The organism is Caulobacter vibrioides, from assembly GCF_002858865.1.
GTDB classification, from domain to species: domain Bacteria; phylum Pseudomonadota; class Alphaproteobacteria; order Caulobacterales; family Caulobacteraceae; genus Caulobacter; species Caulobacter vibrioides.
Map to the genome: position 1 here is coordinate 32,960 of NZ_PJRR01000022.1, position 15,464 is coordinate 48,423.

General features: G+C 66.2%; 13 protein-coding genes. 9 read left to right on the forward strand and 4 right to left on the reverse strand.

Going from position 1 to position 15,464, the window contains the following annotated elements:
- The first annotated feature begins 63 nt into the window (after positions 1 to 63).
- The 7 genes from CVUC_RS18255 to CVUC_RS18285 all read left to right on the forward strand — a co-directional run bounded on the left by CVUC_RS18255 (position 64) and on the right by CVUC_RS18285 (position 6,031).
- On the forward strand, positions 64 to 1,365 hold the full coding sequence (locus tag CVUC_RS18255) for a replication-associated recombination protein A (RefSeq protein WP_096032941.1): 1,302 nt from the start codon (positions 64 to 66) through the stop codon (positions 1,363 to 1,365).
- A complete protein-coding gene (locus CVUC_RS18260; RefSeq protein ID WP_010919163.1) occupies positions 1,362 to 2,174 on the forward strand; it encodes an RluA family pseudouridine synthase in 813 nt (270 codons plus the stop codon). Before CVUC_RS18255 ends, CVUC_RS18260 begins: the two co-directional genes overlap by 4 nt.
- Complete coding sequence (locus CVUC_RS18265; protein WP_010919164.1) at positions 2,161 to 2,697, forward strand: CC0125/CC1285 family lipoprotein; 537 nt, start codon at positions 2,161 to 2,163, stop codon at positions 2,695 to 2,697. The genes CVUC_RS18260 and CVUC_RS18265 overlap by 14 nt, the downstream gene beginning before the upstream one ends.
- A 160-nt stretch (positions 2,698 to 2,857) precedes the next feature.
- Positions 2,858 to 3,640, forward strand: coding sequence for an SDR family oxidoreductase (locus CVUC_RS18270; RefSeq protein ID WP_010919165.1), 783 nt, complete (start codon positions 2,858 to 2,860; stop codon positions 3,638 to 3,640).
- A gap of 186 nt (positions 3,641 to 3,826) precedes the next feature.
- Positions 3,827 to 4,507: an OmpW family outer membrane protein gene (locus CVUC_RS18275; protein ID WP_096032942.1), complete on the forward strand. Its 681-nt coding sequence runs from the start codon at positions 3,827 to 3,829 to the stop codon at positions 4,505 to 4,507.
- Complete coding sequence (locus tag CVUC_RS18280) at positions 4,471 to 5,196, forward strand: DUF2490 domain-containing protein (protein WP_096032943.1); 726 nt, start codon at positions 4,471 to 4,473, stop codon at positions 5,194 to 5,196. Before CVUC_RS18275 ends, CVUC_RS18280 begins: the two co-directional genes overlap by 37 nt.
- 271 nt (positions 5,197 to 5,467) lie before the next feature.
- A complete protein-coding gene (locus tag CVUC_RS18285) occupies positions 5,468 to 6,031 on the forward strand; it encodes a hypothetical protein (protein WP_024265691.1) in 564 nt (187 codons plus the stop codon).
- A gap of 344 nt (positions 6,032 to 6,375) precedes the next feature.
- Here CVUC_RS18285 and CVUC_RS18290 read toward each other — a convergent pair whose 3' ends face one another.
- The 4 genes from CVUC_RS18290 to iolG form a co-directional block, all read right to left on the reverse strand.
- On the reverse strand, positions 6,376 to 7,104 hold the full coding sequence (locus tag CVUC_RS18290) for a response regulator transcription factor (RefSeq protein ID WP_010919170.1): 729 nt from the start codon (positions 7,102 to 7,104) through the stop codon (positions 6,376 to 6,378).
- A complete protein-coding gene (locus CVUC_RS18295; protein WP_024265692.1) occupies positions 7,105 to 8,736 on the reverse strand; it encodes a sensor histidine kinase in 1,632 nt (543 codons plus the stop codon).
- 264 nt (positions 8,737 to 9,000) lie between these two features.
- Positions 9,001 to 11,028, reverse strand: a complete 2,028-nt coding sequence (locus CVUC_RS18300) for a phytase (protein ID WP_164468098.1) — start codon at positions 11,026 to 11,028, stop codon at positions 9,001 to 9,003.
- Between the two features lie 348 nt (positions 11,029 to 11,376).
- Complete coding sequence (gene iolG, locus CVUC_RS18305; protein WP_096032946.1) at positions 11,377 to 12,363, reverse strand: inositol 2-dehydrogenase; 987 nt, start codon at positions 12,361 to 12,363, stop codon at positions 11,377 to 11,379.
- 167 nt (positions 12,364 to 12,530) lie between these two features.
- Between iolG and CVUC_RS18310 the strand changes: the two genes are divergently transcribed.
- Together CVUC_RS18310 and CVUC_RS18315 are read left to right on the forward strand one after the other, a co-directional pair.
- Positions 12,531 to 13,406 carry a MurR/RpiR family transcriptional regulator gene (locus CVUC_RS18310; protein WP_096032947.1) on the forward strand — a complete coding sequence of 292 codons (876 nt, stop codon included), beginning with the start codon at positions 12,531 to 12,533 and terminating at the stop codon, positions 13,404 to 13,406.
- A 128-nt stretch (positions 13,407 to 13,534) separates the two neighbouring features.
- Positions 13,535 to 15,463 carry a bifunctional 5-dehydro-2-deoxygluconokinase/5-dehydro-2-deoxyphosphogluconate aldolase gene (locus CVUC_RS18315; protein WP_096032948.1) on the forward strand — a complete coding sequence of 643 codons (1,929 nt, stop codon included), beginning with the start codon at positions 13,535 to 13,537 and terminating at the stop codon, positions 15,461 to 15,463.
- Position 15,464: the final 1 nt, after the last annotated feature.

The window sequence follows — 15,464 nt, forward strand, 5'->3', positions numbered from 1 at the left end:
CTTGGAGCGTGGCGGGCGGCGAAACCGCTCACATTTTTGCCTGCCACGCTCTAGAAGAGTCGAATGTCCGATCTCTTTCAGGCCGCCGGCCTGACTCCCCATGCGCCATCTCCTCTGGCCGACCGGCTGCGGCCCCAGAGCCTCGATGAGGTGGTGGGGCAGCAGCATCTTTTGGGGCCTGAGGGGCCGATCGGCCGCATGGCCGCCGCCCGCCGTCTGGCCTCGATGATCCTGTGGGGACCGCCAGGCACCGGCAAGACCACGATCGCCCGCCTGCTGGCCAAGGCCGGCGGCTACGAGTTCCAGCAGATCTCGGCGGTGTTCTCAGGCGTCGCGGACCTGAAAAAGGCCTTCGAGCAGGCCCGCGCGCGCCGGATGGCGGGGCAGAGCACCTTGCTGTTCGTCGACGAGATCCATCGCTTCAACCGCGCCCAGCAGGACGGCTTTCTGCCGTTCGTGGAGGAGGGGATCGTCACCCTGGTCGGGGCCACGACCGAGAACCCCTCTTTTGAGCTGAACGGCGCGTTGCTGTCGCGCTGCCAGGTGTTCGTGCTCAAGCGGCTGACCGAGGCGTCGCTGGAGCGTCTGCTGCAACGCGCCGAGGCCGCCGAGAGTCGCACGCTGCCGATCGACGCCGAGGCGCGTTCGACCCTGGTCTCCATGGCCGACGGCGACGGCCGCTATCTGCTGACCCTGGCCGAGACCCTGTTCTCGATCGGGACCGACACGCCGCTGAATCCAACACAGCTGGGCCAGTTCCTGCAAAAGCGCCGCCCGGCCTACGACAAGGACCGCGAGGAGCACTACAACCTCATCTCGGCCCTGCATAAGTCGGTGCGCGGCAGCGATCCCGATGCGGCCCTCTACTGGCTGGCGCGGATGCTGGAGGGCGGCGAGGACCCGCTGTTCATCGCCCGCCGCCTGGTGCGGATGGCGTCCGAAGACATTGGCGCAGCCGATCCGCTGAGTCTGCTGCTGACGACCGCGGCCAAGGACGCCTACGACTTTCTGGGATCGCCCGAGGGCGAGCTGGCCCTGGCCCAGGCCGTCGTCCACATGGCCAGCGCGCCCAAGTCCAATGCCGTCTACACGGCTTACAAGGCGGCCCGGCGCGCGGCCAAGGAGACGGGCAGCCTGATGCCGCCGTCGCACATCCTGAACGCCCCGACCAAGCTGATGAAGTCGCTCGGCTATGGTGACGGCTACGCCTATGACCACGACGTCGAGGGCGGGGTCTCGGGCCAGAACTATTTTCCGGACGGCATGGAGCGCCGGCGCTTCTATGAGCCCAAGCCGGTTGGCGCCGAGGCCAAGGTGCGTGAGCGCTTGGAAGCCTGGGGCAAGGTGCGTAAGGACGGCAAATGAGCAGTCCGAAATTCCGCCGTCCTCCCGCCCAGGCCAAGCCCAAGGCCTCCGAAACCCCCATCGCCCTGACGCCCGACGAGATCGCGGCGGCTCAATCGTGGGTGCTGTACGAGGACGAGACGATCATCGTGCTGAACAAGCCGGCGGGTCTGTCCAGTCAGGGCGGAAGGATCAAGGCCCATACCCTTGATGACTTGCTCTGGGCGTTCGCGCGGCCCAACCGGCCTCGGCCCAAGCTGGTGCATCGCCTGGACCGCGACACCTCGGGCGTGATCCTGACCGCCAAGACCAAGCCGGCGGCCGCTATGCTGGGCAAGGCGCTGGAGGCCAAGCGGTTCCGCAAGAGCTACCTGGCCATCGTCGCCGGCGCGCCCGAGCCCAAGGGCGGCATGATCGACAGCCCGCTGCGCCGCGAGTCCATCGGGCGCGAGGCCTATATGCGGGTCTGTGAGCCCGATCATCCGGATGCGGAGACGGCGCGCAGTCGCTATCGGACCCTGGCGCACAATGGTCTGGCGGCCCTGGTCGAGCTGTCGCCGGACACCGGCCGCATGCACCAACTGCGCGTCCATATGGCCTCGATCGGCCGACCGCTGGCCGGCGACAGCCGCTACGGCGGGGCGCTGATGCTGGGCGGAGTGCCCGCGCCGCGCCTGATGCTGCACGCTGCGAGTCTGGCGTTCCCGCATCCGCTGGGGGGCGAGAGAAAGATCCTGGCCCCGCTTCCGCCCGACTTTGTCAGCATGCTGGAGGCGCTGGGCTTGCCGGTCCCGGAACAGCCGCGACCGGCGTCCGTTGAGCAGGCGTAAGAGGTATTCCGCCATGAAGACCGCAAGACCCCTGATCGCCGCTGGCCTGGCCGCGCTGTTGCTGACCGGCTGCGCCACTACGCCAACCGTCTATCGGGCCGCGGTCGGGGCGCAGACTGAGGTCGGCTATTCCGAGTACCGGCTCGAGACCGGCCGCTATCGCGTGACCTTCCAGGGCGGCGCCGGCGCGCCGGAAGCCCAGGTGGCGGACTATGCGCTGCTTCGCGCCGCCGAGCTGGCGCTGCGGGATGGCTACGACTGGTTCCGCATCGCTGACCGCTCGACGACCATGAGCGGCGGCGGATCGGGGCCGCGCCTGTCGGTCGGTGGTGGGTCGGCAAGCTTTGGTCGGCACAGCGGAATCGGCGTTGGCTTGGGCACGAGCTTCAACCTCGGCCCAGGGCCGGCCTATGCGCGCTCGATCGAGGTGGTGTTCGGCAAGGGGCCGACGCCGCGCGAGAGCGACGCCTACGACGCTCGGGAGATCGTCAAGGTCGTCGGCTACGGTCGCGCCGAGGCCTGAGGAAGGCCGGGCGCGAAGGTATGGCGCGCGGCTGACGTCGGGGCGTGCTTCCGCAGCCCATTTGCGCATGCCAGACTTTTCGCCAATGCGACCGCCCCGGCCTCGGCCTGAGGGCGGTCCGCGAACATGGCGCGCGCCCGTCCTTTCTTTGGAGACCCAGATGTCATCGCCCCTGCACAAGCTCTTTGACCTGACGGGCCGGGTGGCGATCGTGACGGGGGGCTCGCGGGGTCTTGGTCTGCAGATCGCCCGGGCGTTGGCGGAGTATGGCGCAGCGGTGGCGCTGGTCGCCCGCAAGCAGGGCGAACTGGACGCCGCCGTCGCGGCCCTGACCGCCGAAGGGCGCACCGCCGTGGGCCTTGTGGCCGATCTCGGGCAGGCGGGCTCAGCGCAAGACCTGACCGCGCGCGTGCTCGAGCGTTTCGGGCGGATCGACATTCTGGTCAACAACGCCGGCGCCGCCTGGGGTGCGCCGGCCGAGGACTATCCGCTTGAGGGCTGGAACAAGGTCATGGATCTGAACGTCACCGGCCTTTTCCTCCTCACCCAGGCCGTCGCCCGCGAGGCGTTCCTGAAGCAGGGCAAGGGGGCGGTCGTGAACGTCGCCTCGATCGAGGGACTGCAGGGACACCATCACAGCCAGCTCGGCACGATCGCCTACAACACGGCCAAGGGTGCGGTGATCAACATGACCCGGGCGTTGGCGGCGGAGTGGGGACCAAGGAACATCCGGGTCAACGCGGTGGCGCCAGGCTACTTCCCCTCGAAGATGACCATGACGACCCTGGGCCAGCACGGCGACGACATGCTGCGCCAGACGCCGCTTGGCAAACTGGGCGGGGACACTGACCTGATGGGGCCGGCGCTCCTGTTGGCCTCCGACGCCGGCGGCCACATCACCGGCCAGATCATCGTCGTCGACGGCGGCATGACGATCATCTGACCGTCGACAGGCGCCTTTCAGCGGATCTCGCTCTCGTTTTGCGTTGAGGCGCAGGGGAGGGAGCGCCTCGAAGCTGGACACCCAGGCGCTGTAATCAGCCGTTCATCCAGCAGACAGCCTCGGTTCACGGCGGGCCTCTAGCTCTTGTCCTGTGGGCGCAGGCCCGATCCCCAAGGATAGGAACTCATGAATAAGCAAGGGACATTCGTCGCGGTCGCCACGTCGATCTTGGCCATGGCCGCCGCCGGGAGCGCGAGCGCGGCCGAAAGCGGCAAATTCCAGATCAAGGCCTTCGCGACCAAGGTTGCCGTCGACGGCGCCATCACGAAGGTGAAGGTCGATCAGCTGCGCTTGCCGGCGGGCGCGGACACCCGCGCCAAGGACGCGTGGGTCCCGACCGTGGCGGCCGAATACTTCTTCTCGCCCCGGGTTTCGGTCGAGACGATCTGCTGCCTCACCCAGCACGACGTTCGGGGCAGCGGCCCGCTGAACGGTGCGGCGCTCGTCGACAACGCCGAGGTCATCCCGGCCACGGTGACGGTGAAGTACCACTTCCCGCTTTCGAGCGGCGTTAAGCCCTATGTCGGCGCGGGTCCGGCCTACTTCATGGTGTTCGGCGAGAAGGTCGGCGCCAGCGCCCGCGCTCTGGGTGCGACCAAGGTGGGCCTGTCCAGTGAACTGGGCGCGGCTCTCCAAGCGGGCGTTGACATCCCGCTGCCCGGCAAGGCGGTCGGCCTCAGCATTGACGTGAAGCGCTATTTCGTCGACACCACCGCGCAGTTCCGCGCCGGAGATCGCGTCGTGCTCGAGACCAAACACAAGCTTGACCCGTGGGTGGCCAGCGCGGGTGTGGCATGGCGCTTCTAGTCCAGGGACGCGGCCGTCGCGCCGCCCTTGGTCTGACGCTGGCGAGCCTTGCGCTCGCCAGCGCCGGTACCGCCTACGCTGCGGACGAGGACGGCCAAATGTGGTCGATCGTCAATGCATCGCGGTCGCTGGACGCCAAGAGGGTGCTGGCGATGGACGTGCAGGCGCGCTTCAGCGACGACGCCAGCCGCCTGGGTCAGACGATCATCCGCCCGTCGATCGGCTGGCGGCTGGACGGCGCGACGACCGCCTCGCTTGGCTATGCCTATGTCCGAACCACGCCCCAGGGGCGTCCTACCACCCACGAGCATCGCGGTTGGCAGCAAATGGCCTTTCGGGTCGCGGGCGACGGGAAGGGGACGACCCTTACCGGCCGAACGCGGCTTGAGCAGCGTTGGGTGGAAGGACGGGATGGAGCAGGCTGGCGGATCCGCCAGCAAGTCCGCCTGACGACGCCGCTCAAGGATGGCGTTCGTGGCGTGGCCTGGACGGAAGCCTTCGTCGGCCTGAATCAGACGGGTTGGGGGCAGCGCGACGGCCTGCACCTTCTGCGGAGCTTTGCCGGCGTCTCTGTGCCGATCTCCAAGACCGTGACGCTGGAGCCCGGGTATCTGCATCAGCGCGCCTATCGAACGGGCCCAGACGCGGTCGTTCACGCTGCAGCCGTCTCGATCAATCTGCAGTTCTAGCGAATAGGACCCCTCTGCGGTGAACATGGGCTGATACGCGAACGGACGATCGTGTCGCCTCAGCTAGAACAGTCTAGCGCCTCCTAGAGGCTATGATTGGGCCGCGCTCCCCTTGGGGAGCGCGGCCCAATTCCGTAGGTGGATCCGGCCCTCTGCGCGCCTCTGTAATGCGCCGTTCATCCGCGCGACAGTTAAGGTTCACTGGCGGAACTTACACCTGCTCTCACGGCGCTCGGCGCCACGCAGATTTCATGCAGATCAGGAGAAAGACATGACCCCTCGCTCTATCATCGCCGCTGGTGCGCTCTTTGCGGCGGTTGCGACCGCTCCGGCCGCTTGGGCGAGCTCGACCTACATGGGCGCTCTGACCGAAGCCGAAGTTCTGGCGGCTCAGAAGGCCTGGGGCGAGGCTCTGGTGGCGATCTCCCGCGAGCATGAGGCCGGCGGCCAAGCCAAGGCCAAGGCCCTGGCCAGCACCGTGCTCGACAAGGCCTACGGCTACAACCTGGGCCCCGTGCTGTTCAAGCCGACCCTGACCATGGCCCCGCAGACCTTCCGCACCACCAAGGACGGCGCGCTGGCCTACTTCGTCGGCGGTGACCCGAACTATCCGAACGACAAGGGCTTCGCTCTGCAAGGCTGGCGTTCGGTTGCGATCAAGAACGCCGCCATCCAGATTCACGGCGATGTCGCCACCACCACCGGCAATGTCATGATCACCGACAAGAACGGTAATGTGACGACGGTCGACAAGACCTGGGCCTTCAAGAAGACCGACGACGGCGCGATCCGCATCGTTGTCCACCACTCCTCGCTGCCCTACACGGCGAAGTAATCCCCCCACACCCCTTCTAATCCCCTTGTCTAGCCCGCGCGGTCCCTCAGCCGCGCGGGCTTCTTTTGTGGAGAACAGTGGGAATGAGCTTAGGCGCAGGCGTAGCGACGCGATCGGAGCACGCCGTCAGAACTTGATCGAGAAGCGTGTAATCGCCGCAAGGCGCGCTAAAGGGCTCTGCTAGAGCCTGCTTACCCCGTTTAGGGGGTTCCGTAGAAACAGGGCAGGCTCTAGAGTCCTTTAGCTTTGGATGGAATCATCTAAAGCGTTTGAAAGGGCTCTAAGTGTTTGATTTTAGAGCCTGTTTATCTGGTTTAGATGGTTCCATCTAAACCAGACAGGCTCTAGGCGCCGATCGGGACTTTCGCGGGATCGGGCTCGAGCCGATATCCCAGGCCCCTCACCGTGGTGATAAAGGACGACGCGAGAGGGGGATCGATCTTGGCCCTCAGTCGACGGACATAGACATCGACCACGTTCGTCAGGGGGTCCTCGTCCACGCCCCAGACGTTGGAGAGGATGCGTTCGCGGCTCAGAACCCGTCCCGGCGAGGACAGGAAAAGCTCCAGGAGCGCAAGCTCGCGGGCGGTCAGGACCACTTCCTCGCCGTCGCGGGAGACGCGCATGGTCGTCCGGTCCAGTTCGACGTTTCCGGCCTTCAGCGTCCGATTGGCGGGCGCCCGTTGATCCCGCGATCGACGCAGCAGCGCTTCGATCCGGGCAAGGAGCTCCTCGAAGGAGAACGGCTTGACCAGGTAGTCGTCAGCGCCCGTTCTCAGGCCCGTGACGCGGTCATCGACGGCCCCCAGGGCGGTCAGCATCAGGACTGGCGTCAAGACACCGGACGCCCGAAGGGTCTGGCAGACTTCCATGCCGGTCATCTTCGGAAGCATCAGGTCCAAGAGGATCACGCCGCGCTGATCCAGCTCACGCAGCATGGCGTCCAGGTCGCGGGCCGCCTCCAGGCCGCTCACACCGTCTCGCGCCACGCGGACCTTGTACCCTTCGGCCTTCAAGCCGCGCTCAAGGAAGTCTGCGACGCGCGTATCGTCCTCCACCACCAGTATGTGCATCTAGTGGGCTCCTTCGAGGCAAGCATTGGTCGTGCAGGGCAGGGTTAGGATCGCGCTGACCCCATGGCCTGTCTGGCTGTGCAGTGTCAGGCTGCCGCCCTGACGTTCGGTCAGCGCCTTGGCGATGGGCAGGCCAAGGCCGGTGCCGTCGGCTCTATGGGCGCGCGCCGCCGCCGAGCGGAAGCCGCGTTCAAACACCCGCACCAGGTCGGCCTCGTTGATACCGATGCCTTGATCCTTGATCTCCAGACGCCACGAGCCCGGCGCGTCGTCAGGCACGCCGGCGACGATCTCAACGGTTCCACCAGGGTGAGAGTAGCGGATGGCGTTATCCAGCATCAGCGCCATGACCTGTTGCAGGCGCTGGCCATCCGCCGCCACGCGCACGGCGCCGTCGTCTATGCCGATCCGAAGCTCGACCTCGCGGACATGAGCGATCGGCGAGAGCGTGGCGATGGCCTCTTCCAGCGCCTGTCTCGGGTCCATGTCGGTCAGGTTGAGGTGGAGCAGCTCTGCGTCGCTGCGGGCCATCATCAGAAGATCTTCGATCAGCGCGCCCATCTGACCCGACGCGAGGGTTATCCGCTGAAGCGCCTCACGATAGTCATCCAGCGACTTGCGGCCGCGCAGCGTAACCTCGGCCTCGCCCCGGATGGCCGTCATCGGCGTGCGCAGCTCATGGCTGATGTCACCGAGCAATTGCCGTCGTCGCGCCTCGACCTGACGCAGTTCGGCCAGCGCGGCTTCCAGTTCCTCGGTGCGGGTGGCGACCTGGACCTCCAGGCTGGCGCGCAACTCGGCCTCCTGTTCGCGCCGCGCCGAGAGTTCCGCCGCCATGTGGTTCATGCTGGCCCCAAGGTGCGAGAACTCTCTAAATCCGCCTTCCGGCATGCGGTGGTCCAGATAGCCTTGTTCGAAGGCCTTGGCGCCGTCCGACATCGCCGCAAGCGGTCGGCGAAGCGCCCGGATGAAATAGACGGCCAATATGATCGCCATCAGGCTCAGCGTGCCCGCAGCCGACCAACTCAAGAGTTTGACCCGCTCCAGATAGAGGTCGGCCGTTTCTCGGGTTCGCTTGAGAATCTCAGCCTCGTCGCGGATGCGCTCGTTGAGCATCTCTCGCAGATCGCGACCCGCGCCCTTGTCGAAGACGGTTTCGATCGCGGCCCACGCCGTCGGCACGTCCTGAGCCGGGCCGCTACGATTGATCTCGGCGATGGGCTCCCGCAGGGAGACCACGCTTTGGGAGAGCAGCTTCAGCGCATCGTCCCGTTCCGGACCTTCGCGCGACTCGATGCCCATCGCCCGGTCCATCTGTTCGGCCCGTGCGCTGAGGTCCTGCAGGCGAACGATCGCATCGGCCATGCGCAGCCGCAGCATCTCGCCGTCACCCTGCGCGTGGGGAGCCCCGATCAGGGCGCGAAGAGACCAGGCGCGGAGCCGCTGTTTCGTCGCCGAAAGTTCCCAGAACGCGCTCTGTAGATCGCCCGCGACGCGTCCCCGAAGCACCTGGTGCTCGGCCCGGTCGGCGATCCAAGCCGCCAAGCCGCCCTGCGCCAGGGCGAGCGACGCCATCAACGCGAACGCCACCGTCAAGCGGGTGGAAAACAGAGGCTTCACCCGGGTCTCCATCGATAGCGGCGCCGAGCATACAGATATGGCGCCAGCTTGTTCTTTGCCACCTACTGGATGTCGCGTTTGGCGTCTGTCGGAAACACGGCGACACTTCGGCCTGCCTTGAAGGCGACCCACGCAAGGTGCGAGTCCTTGGGCGGCGCCTCCATTCAAGGCTGTGTCAGGCGTTGAGGCTCTTCGAGCCGCGATGCTCGCCGCCCTCCGTAACGGTCTGGGTGAGACCAGGTTACGGAGACCGGTCAGGCTTGGCTTCCGGTGATTTTACGGCAGACCAAGTTTGGCGCTGATCTTTGACCAGGGCACGAGCTTGAAGTTCTGGGCCTCGGGCGGGGAGATGTTGCGGCCATCCTGGGCGACGAAGGCGCCCATCTCCAGACCCGCGCCCAGCGAGGCGCTGGAAACGTCCAGCCCGTCTGTCTCGGAGATTCCGTCAACGTCCGTATCGCCGTTGGCCGTGACCGCAAAGCTGCCGACATAGGCGTTGTCACCCTCGCGGCGGAACACCGCATAGGTGTTGTTGCCCTGGCTGGAGAGGATCAGATAGCCCTTGCCCTTGGGCTGGATATAGAGGCCGACCCCTTCCAGATCGTCCTTGAGGGCAGGGTTATCGGCGACGCGCGCGATGGCCTTGCGCGCCGGACCACTCCTCGCATCGGCGCCAAGCTTCCAGAGCGCGACATCTTCCTCGGCGATGTAGAGCGCGCCGGTCTCGTCGTCGGCGACGCAGCCCTCGGTCTGGGTGTCGAACTTGAGGTCGCGGACCGCCTTGGCCCTGACCTTTCCGTTGGCCGTGGCGGTCAGGCTGTATTGCCGGACCAGACCGTCGGGATCGCTCACGAACACCGACATGTCGCCCTTGCGGTCGCGGTGCATGCACAGCCCGTAGGGGTCTGAGAGGCCGCTGGCCTGAACGCCGTCCGCGACACTGGTCAGCAGCCTCGTCTCCGGATCGATCGTGTAGAGCGCGATCGCCTTGTGGGTCCGATCGCTGGCGGCGATCAGCGTCACGGCCTTGCCGCCTAGCTTGAAGCCGTCACGCAGGTCGACATTGTTCATCTTGCCGTCGGGCAGATACTGCAGCTGCTTGCCCGACAGATCATAGACCAGCATGCCGCCCTTCTTGTCGGTGGCGATGACGGCGCTCTTGGCCGGGGTCGTGGGATGAACCCAGATGGCCGGGTCGTCCGCGGCGTCGCCGTCATGGGCGACCGGCTGAGTCTCCATCGTGGCCTGGACCAGGGCCACCTTGCTGGGCTCGACCGAGGGCGTGTCCTGGCCCAGGGCCAGCTTCATAGAGGCGGCGATGTCGGCCCAGGACAGGATCTTGCTGTTGGCGCCGACGTTCCGGTCGTCGGCGATCAGCAGGCCGCCGGCGGGCAGCCGCTCTCCGATCGGCGCACGCACGCCGAACAGGCCCGAAGGCTCCTGTATCGCCGGGGCGCCGTTCGTCTCGACCTTGAAGGCGCCGATGAAGCGGTCGCCGGCGCTGCGATCATAGACGTTGTAGTCACCGGCCTCGGCGTTCGCGGCGATCAGATAGTCCGCGCCCTTGCCGCCGTTGATCAACGCCAGGCCCGCGACCTCGCCCGCCAAGTGACCCAGGCGGTTGATGTCCACGATGGTTGGAACCGGGTCCGCTTCCGGGTCCGCGTCGTAGCGCCAGACGCCGACCGCCTCTTGCGCGACATAGAGGGCGCCGCTGGCGTCATCGGCGACGCAGAACTTTGCTTCAGACGACAGATGCAGTCGGCGAACGACACGTCCGTCCAGCTTGCCGTCTGCGGTGGGGTAGAGCAGCCATTGATCCAGCTGCCCTTCGCCCCCCAGCGCGAAGGCGTAGAGCGCGCCATCGCGACCGCTGCGATGGAGGCAGACGCCCTCGCCGGAATAGCCGAGTTGGAGCGGACGCGCGTCCACCGCCGCGATGGCGCCGCTGGCGTAGTCCCGCGCGAACAGGCGAAGGCGGCCGGCCTGTCGATCCAGGGCGACGACGAGCGCGCGCGGGCCGTCCTCACGGGTGTCGACGGCATAGATCTCACCGCCGGGAACCGCCGTGATACGCTGACCATCCAGCCCGTAGAACTCCAGGCCGCCCAGCTTGGCGTTGACGGCGATGACGCTCTTGGCGGGATGGGTCGGGTCGCGCAACAGGGCCACGGCGTTGGCGCCGCCCTGAGCGGTTGGGGCGGTTGCTCCGGCGACTGACACCGCAGGCGACGTGGTCTGAGCCAGCGCCGGCGCGGCGGTCAGCAGCGCCAGCAGGCTGGCGGCGAGTTTCAGTCGTGTCATGGCGGAGCCCCTCGTTTTCATGTCTCGCAGCTGGCTTAGCCGTCTGGACCTGACGTCCGGCTGACGAAACGGGTGGCGCGAAGAGAAATCCACACCCGCTTTGGGCCACACCCTCTTTGGGCCACACCCTCTTTGGGATGGAGAATTCTCCGTAGCCAGAGGTCAACGAAAGCGCCGCGTTCCGAACCGGATACCCAAGGCGCGTTATGGCGAAGCTTCAAAACGCATTCATGACAGCGGCGGTTTGCTGGGCGCCGCCCAGCCATGCCTAGCGCGGCGCCTTCGCAGCAAAAAAGGGAGCGCCTTGGAGGCGCTCCCTTTGTTGGGTCTTGTCTGTCGAAGACGAACCTAGAGCTTCACCACTTGGCCCGTCTTGGCGGACAGGCGGGCGGCTTCCGCCAAGGCCAGGGCTTCGACGCCGTCGACATAGCCGACGGAGGGCAGGGCTTCTCCCCGAATGATCTCGGCGAAGTGCGCCATCTCGCGACGGTAGGCTTCGGCATAGCGATCGAGGAAGAAGTTCTGGAAGGCGTCGCTGGCGGCGCCGTTCTCGCCCCAGATGCTGACCGTGCTCTCCATGACGTTATCGGCGCGAACCAGACCCTTGGACCCGAACGCCTCAATCCGTTGGTCATAGCCGTAGCCGCTGCGGCGGCTGTTGCTGATCATGCAGATCTTGCCCGATGCGGTGCGTAGCAGGATCTTGGCCGTGTCCACGTCGCCCGCCTCGCCGATCGCCGGATCGACCAGACAGCTGGCCGCGGCGAACACCTCGCTCACCGGTTCGTCCAGAAGCCAGCGGGCCATGTCGAAGTCGTGGATCGCCATGTCCTTGAAAAGGCCGCCGGAGACCTTGACGTAGCTGACCGGGGGCGGGGCCGGGTCGTGGCTGGTGATGTGCACGGTCTCCAGCGCGCCGACCACGCCGGCGCTCAGGCGCGCCTTGAGGCCCTGGAAGTTCGGATCGAAACGGCGATTGAAGCCCAGGAACAGCTTCACGCCCTTACCCCCCAGTTCGCCTGACGCCGACCGCGCGCGGGCCAGGTCCTGGTCGATGGGCTTCTCGCAGAACACCGCCTTGCCGGCGGCGATGGCCTTGAGGCTGTAGTCGAGGTGGGTGTCGGTCGAGCTGGCGACAATGACGCCGGCCACCGCCGGATCGTTCAAGGCCGTCTCCAGGTCGGCGACGCTCGCGCCGGTTTCGCCGGCCAGGCCGTCGGCGGCCGCAGCGACCGGGTCGACCACGTATTTCAGGCGCAGGCCCGGCTGGCTGGCGACGTTCTTGGCATGGATGCGGCCGATGCGGCCCGCGCCCAAAATGGCGATGTCGTGCATGGGAAACCTGTACGCAGAGAGTCGGATAGGGGCGCGTTCCATTCCGATCTAATATGGAACAAAAATTCCTTCTAGATGGAAAGCGGAACGGCTCGTCGAGTTTCCGGCGTTTGTGTTGGGGTGCGGAACAGATATTCTAAAACTGGAGCCATTATGTCGGGGCGAAGATGAGCGAAGATACTGCGGCTGCGAGCCCGCCGGCCAGCGCCGAGGAGCTAAGAGCGGCGATCCTTGAGCGCTATGATTCGCTCAGCAAACGCCTGCAGCAGATCGCCCGTTATGTGCTCGACGAGCCGAACGAGCTGGCGCTGGAGACGCTGGCGGTGATCTCCGAACGCTGTGGCGTCCAGCCCTCGGCGATCGTGCGGTTCGCCAAGACCTTCGGTTATCCCGGCGCCAGCCAGATGCAGCGGTTGTTCCGCGACGGCCTGCTGTCGGGCCATGCCGGACTGGGCTACAGCGAGCGGGTGCGGCACTTCAACGAGGCCGTCGCCATGACACCCCAGGGCGGCGCCGACGTGCTGGCCGAGTTCGTGGAAGGCAATACGCTGGCGCTGCAGAACCTGGGCCAGACGGTCAGCGCCGCCGACATGGCCAAGGCCGTTTCTCTGATCGACAAGGCCGAAACGGTCTATGTCGCCGGCTTCCGCCGCTCGTTCCCGGTTGCGTCCTATCTGGCCTATTCGCTGCAACAGGCCAACAAGCGCACGCTGTTCATCGACGGCGTGGCCGGGCTCACCAAGCAGCAGGTCCAGACCATCGGGCCCAAGGATCTCCTGATCGCCGTCAGCTATCATCCCTATGCCGAGGAGACGGTGATGGCGGCCGAGATGGCTACCCAGCGCGGCGCCAAGATCCTTTCGATCAGCGACAGCCTCGTCAGTCCGATCGCAAAGCCGGCCGAACTGGTGCTGCATGTCCGCGAATCCGAGGTGCGCACGTTCCGCTCCCTGGCGGCCTCCATCTGTCTGGCCCAGGCGCTCGTGATCGGCTTTGCGTTCGAAGCCGGGAAGGAAGAACGCAAGGCCCAGAAGGCGGGATAGCAATCCCACTGGACCATATGTTCCATCGCTGCTGGAAAATGAAATGCATATTGCAAGCATTTCAGGCCTGGAATATGCGTTACATTATCGCCGGTGGGGAGCCGGTCGCAGAGTGACGTGGAACCGGAATGGCCCAGGACGCAAAGACCCTTGATCTGATCGCGGTGGGCCGTTCGAGCGTCGATCTCTACGGCCAGCAGGTTGGCGGACGTCTTGAGGACATGGGGTCGTTCGCCAAGTACCTGGGCGGGAGCCCCACCAACACCGCCGCCGGCGGCGCACGGTTGGGCTTGAAGACCGGTCTTCTGACCCGGGTCGGCGCCGATCACATGGGACGTTTCATCCGCGAGCAACTGGAACGCGAGGGCGTCGACGTTGCGGGCGTGCTCTCTGATCCCGATCGTCTGACCGCCCTGGTGATCCTGGGCATTCGCGACCGCGTGAACTTCCCGCTGATCTTCTATCGCGAGAACTGCGCCGACATGGCGCTTGAGCCGTCGGATGTCGACGAGGCCTGGTTTGCTCAGGCAGGCGCGGTCCTGATCAACGGCACGCACCTCTCGCAGCCCAACGTCTACGAGACCAGCCTCAAGGCGGCTCGCGCCGTGAAGGCTGCGGGGGGGCGCGTCGCCTTCGACATCGACTATCGCCCCGTGCTGTGGGGCCTGACCGGCAAGGACGCCGGCGAGAACCGGTTCGTCGAGAACCAGCAGGTCACCGCAAAGCTGCAGGAAGTGGTGGCGCTGTGCGATCTGATCGTCGGCACCGAAGAAGAGATTCACATCCTGGGCGGTTCCACCGACACGATCGCCGCGCTCCGGGCGATCCGGAAGGCCTCTGACGCCCTGCTGGTCTGCAAGCGTGGCCCCGAAGGCTGTGTCGCGTTCCCGGGCGCGATTCCGGACACCCTGGACGAGGGGGTCAGCGCGCGCGGGTTCAAGGTCGAGGTGTTCAACGTGCTTGGCGCGGGCGACGCCTTCATGGCCGGTTTCCTGCGGGGCTGGCTGCGGCATGAGAGCGTCGAGACCTGTTGCGAGTGGGGCAACGCCTGTGGCGCTATCGTGGTCTCGCGCCACGGCTGTACGCCGGCCATGCCGACCTGGATCGAGCTGCAGGCCTTCCTCTCCGAGCGGGAGCGTCCCTTCCGTCTGCGCGAGGACGCCGAGCTTGAGCACATCCACTGGGCCACGACCCGCGAGCGTGTCTATGACGAGCTGACCGTCCTGGCGATCGATCATCGCAGTCAGTTCGAGGATCTGATCGCCGAGACCGGCGGCGACGCAGAGCGCATTCCGGACTTCAAGCGCCTTGCCTTGCGCGCCGTCAAGATGGTTGCAGGGCGAGATGAAACGCGGTTTGGCATGCTGCTGGACGGCCGCTTCGGGTTCGAGGCGTTGGCCGAGGCCGCCGACCACGACTACTGGATCGCGCGCCCCATCGAGTTGCCCAAGTCGAGGCCCCTGGAGTTCGAGTGCTCCGCCGACGTGGCGACCGAGCTTTTGGAATGGCCTTTGAACCAGGTGGTCAAGTGCCTGGCCTTCTATCACCCTGACGACGAGAGCGACCTGCGCGAGCGCCAGGAGCGGCAACTGCTGCGCTTGGCCGACGCCTGCCGCAAGACCCGTCATGAACTGTTGCTTGAGCTGATCCTGCCGCGCGGCATGTCCAGCGACAGCAGGACTGTGGCGCGTGCGATCCGCCGGCTCTACGCCCTGGGCATTCGTCCAGACTGGTGGAAGCTGGAGCCGCTGACCGATCCCGACGCTTGGCGCGAGATCGAGATCGCCATAGCCGAGAATGATCCGCTTTGCCGGGGCGTGGTCCTGCTGGGGCTGTCGGCGCCCGAGGCCGAGCTGGTGGCCTCGTTCGAGGTGGTCGCGCCGTTCCCGATCGTGAAGGGCTTCGCGGTCGGCCGGACGATTTTCTACGATGTCGCCCGCGCCTGGCTGTCCAACCAGATCGACGATGACGCGGCCGTGACGGCGCTGGCCGCGAAGTTCAAGGTGCTGGTCGACGCTTGGCGTCGCCTCCGAGGCTCCGTGGAAAAGGCCGCGTAGA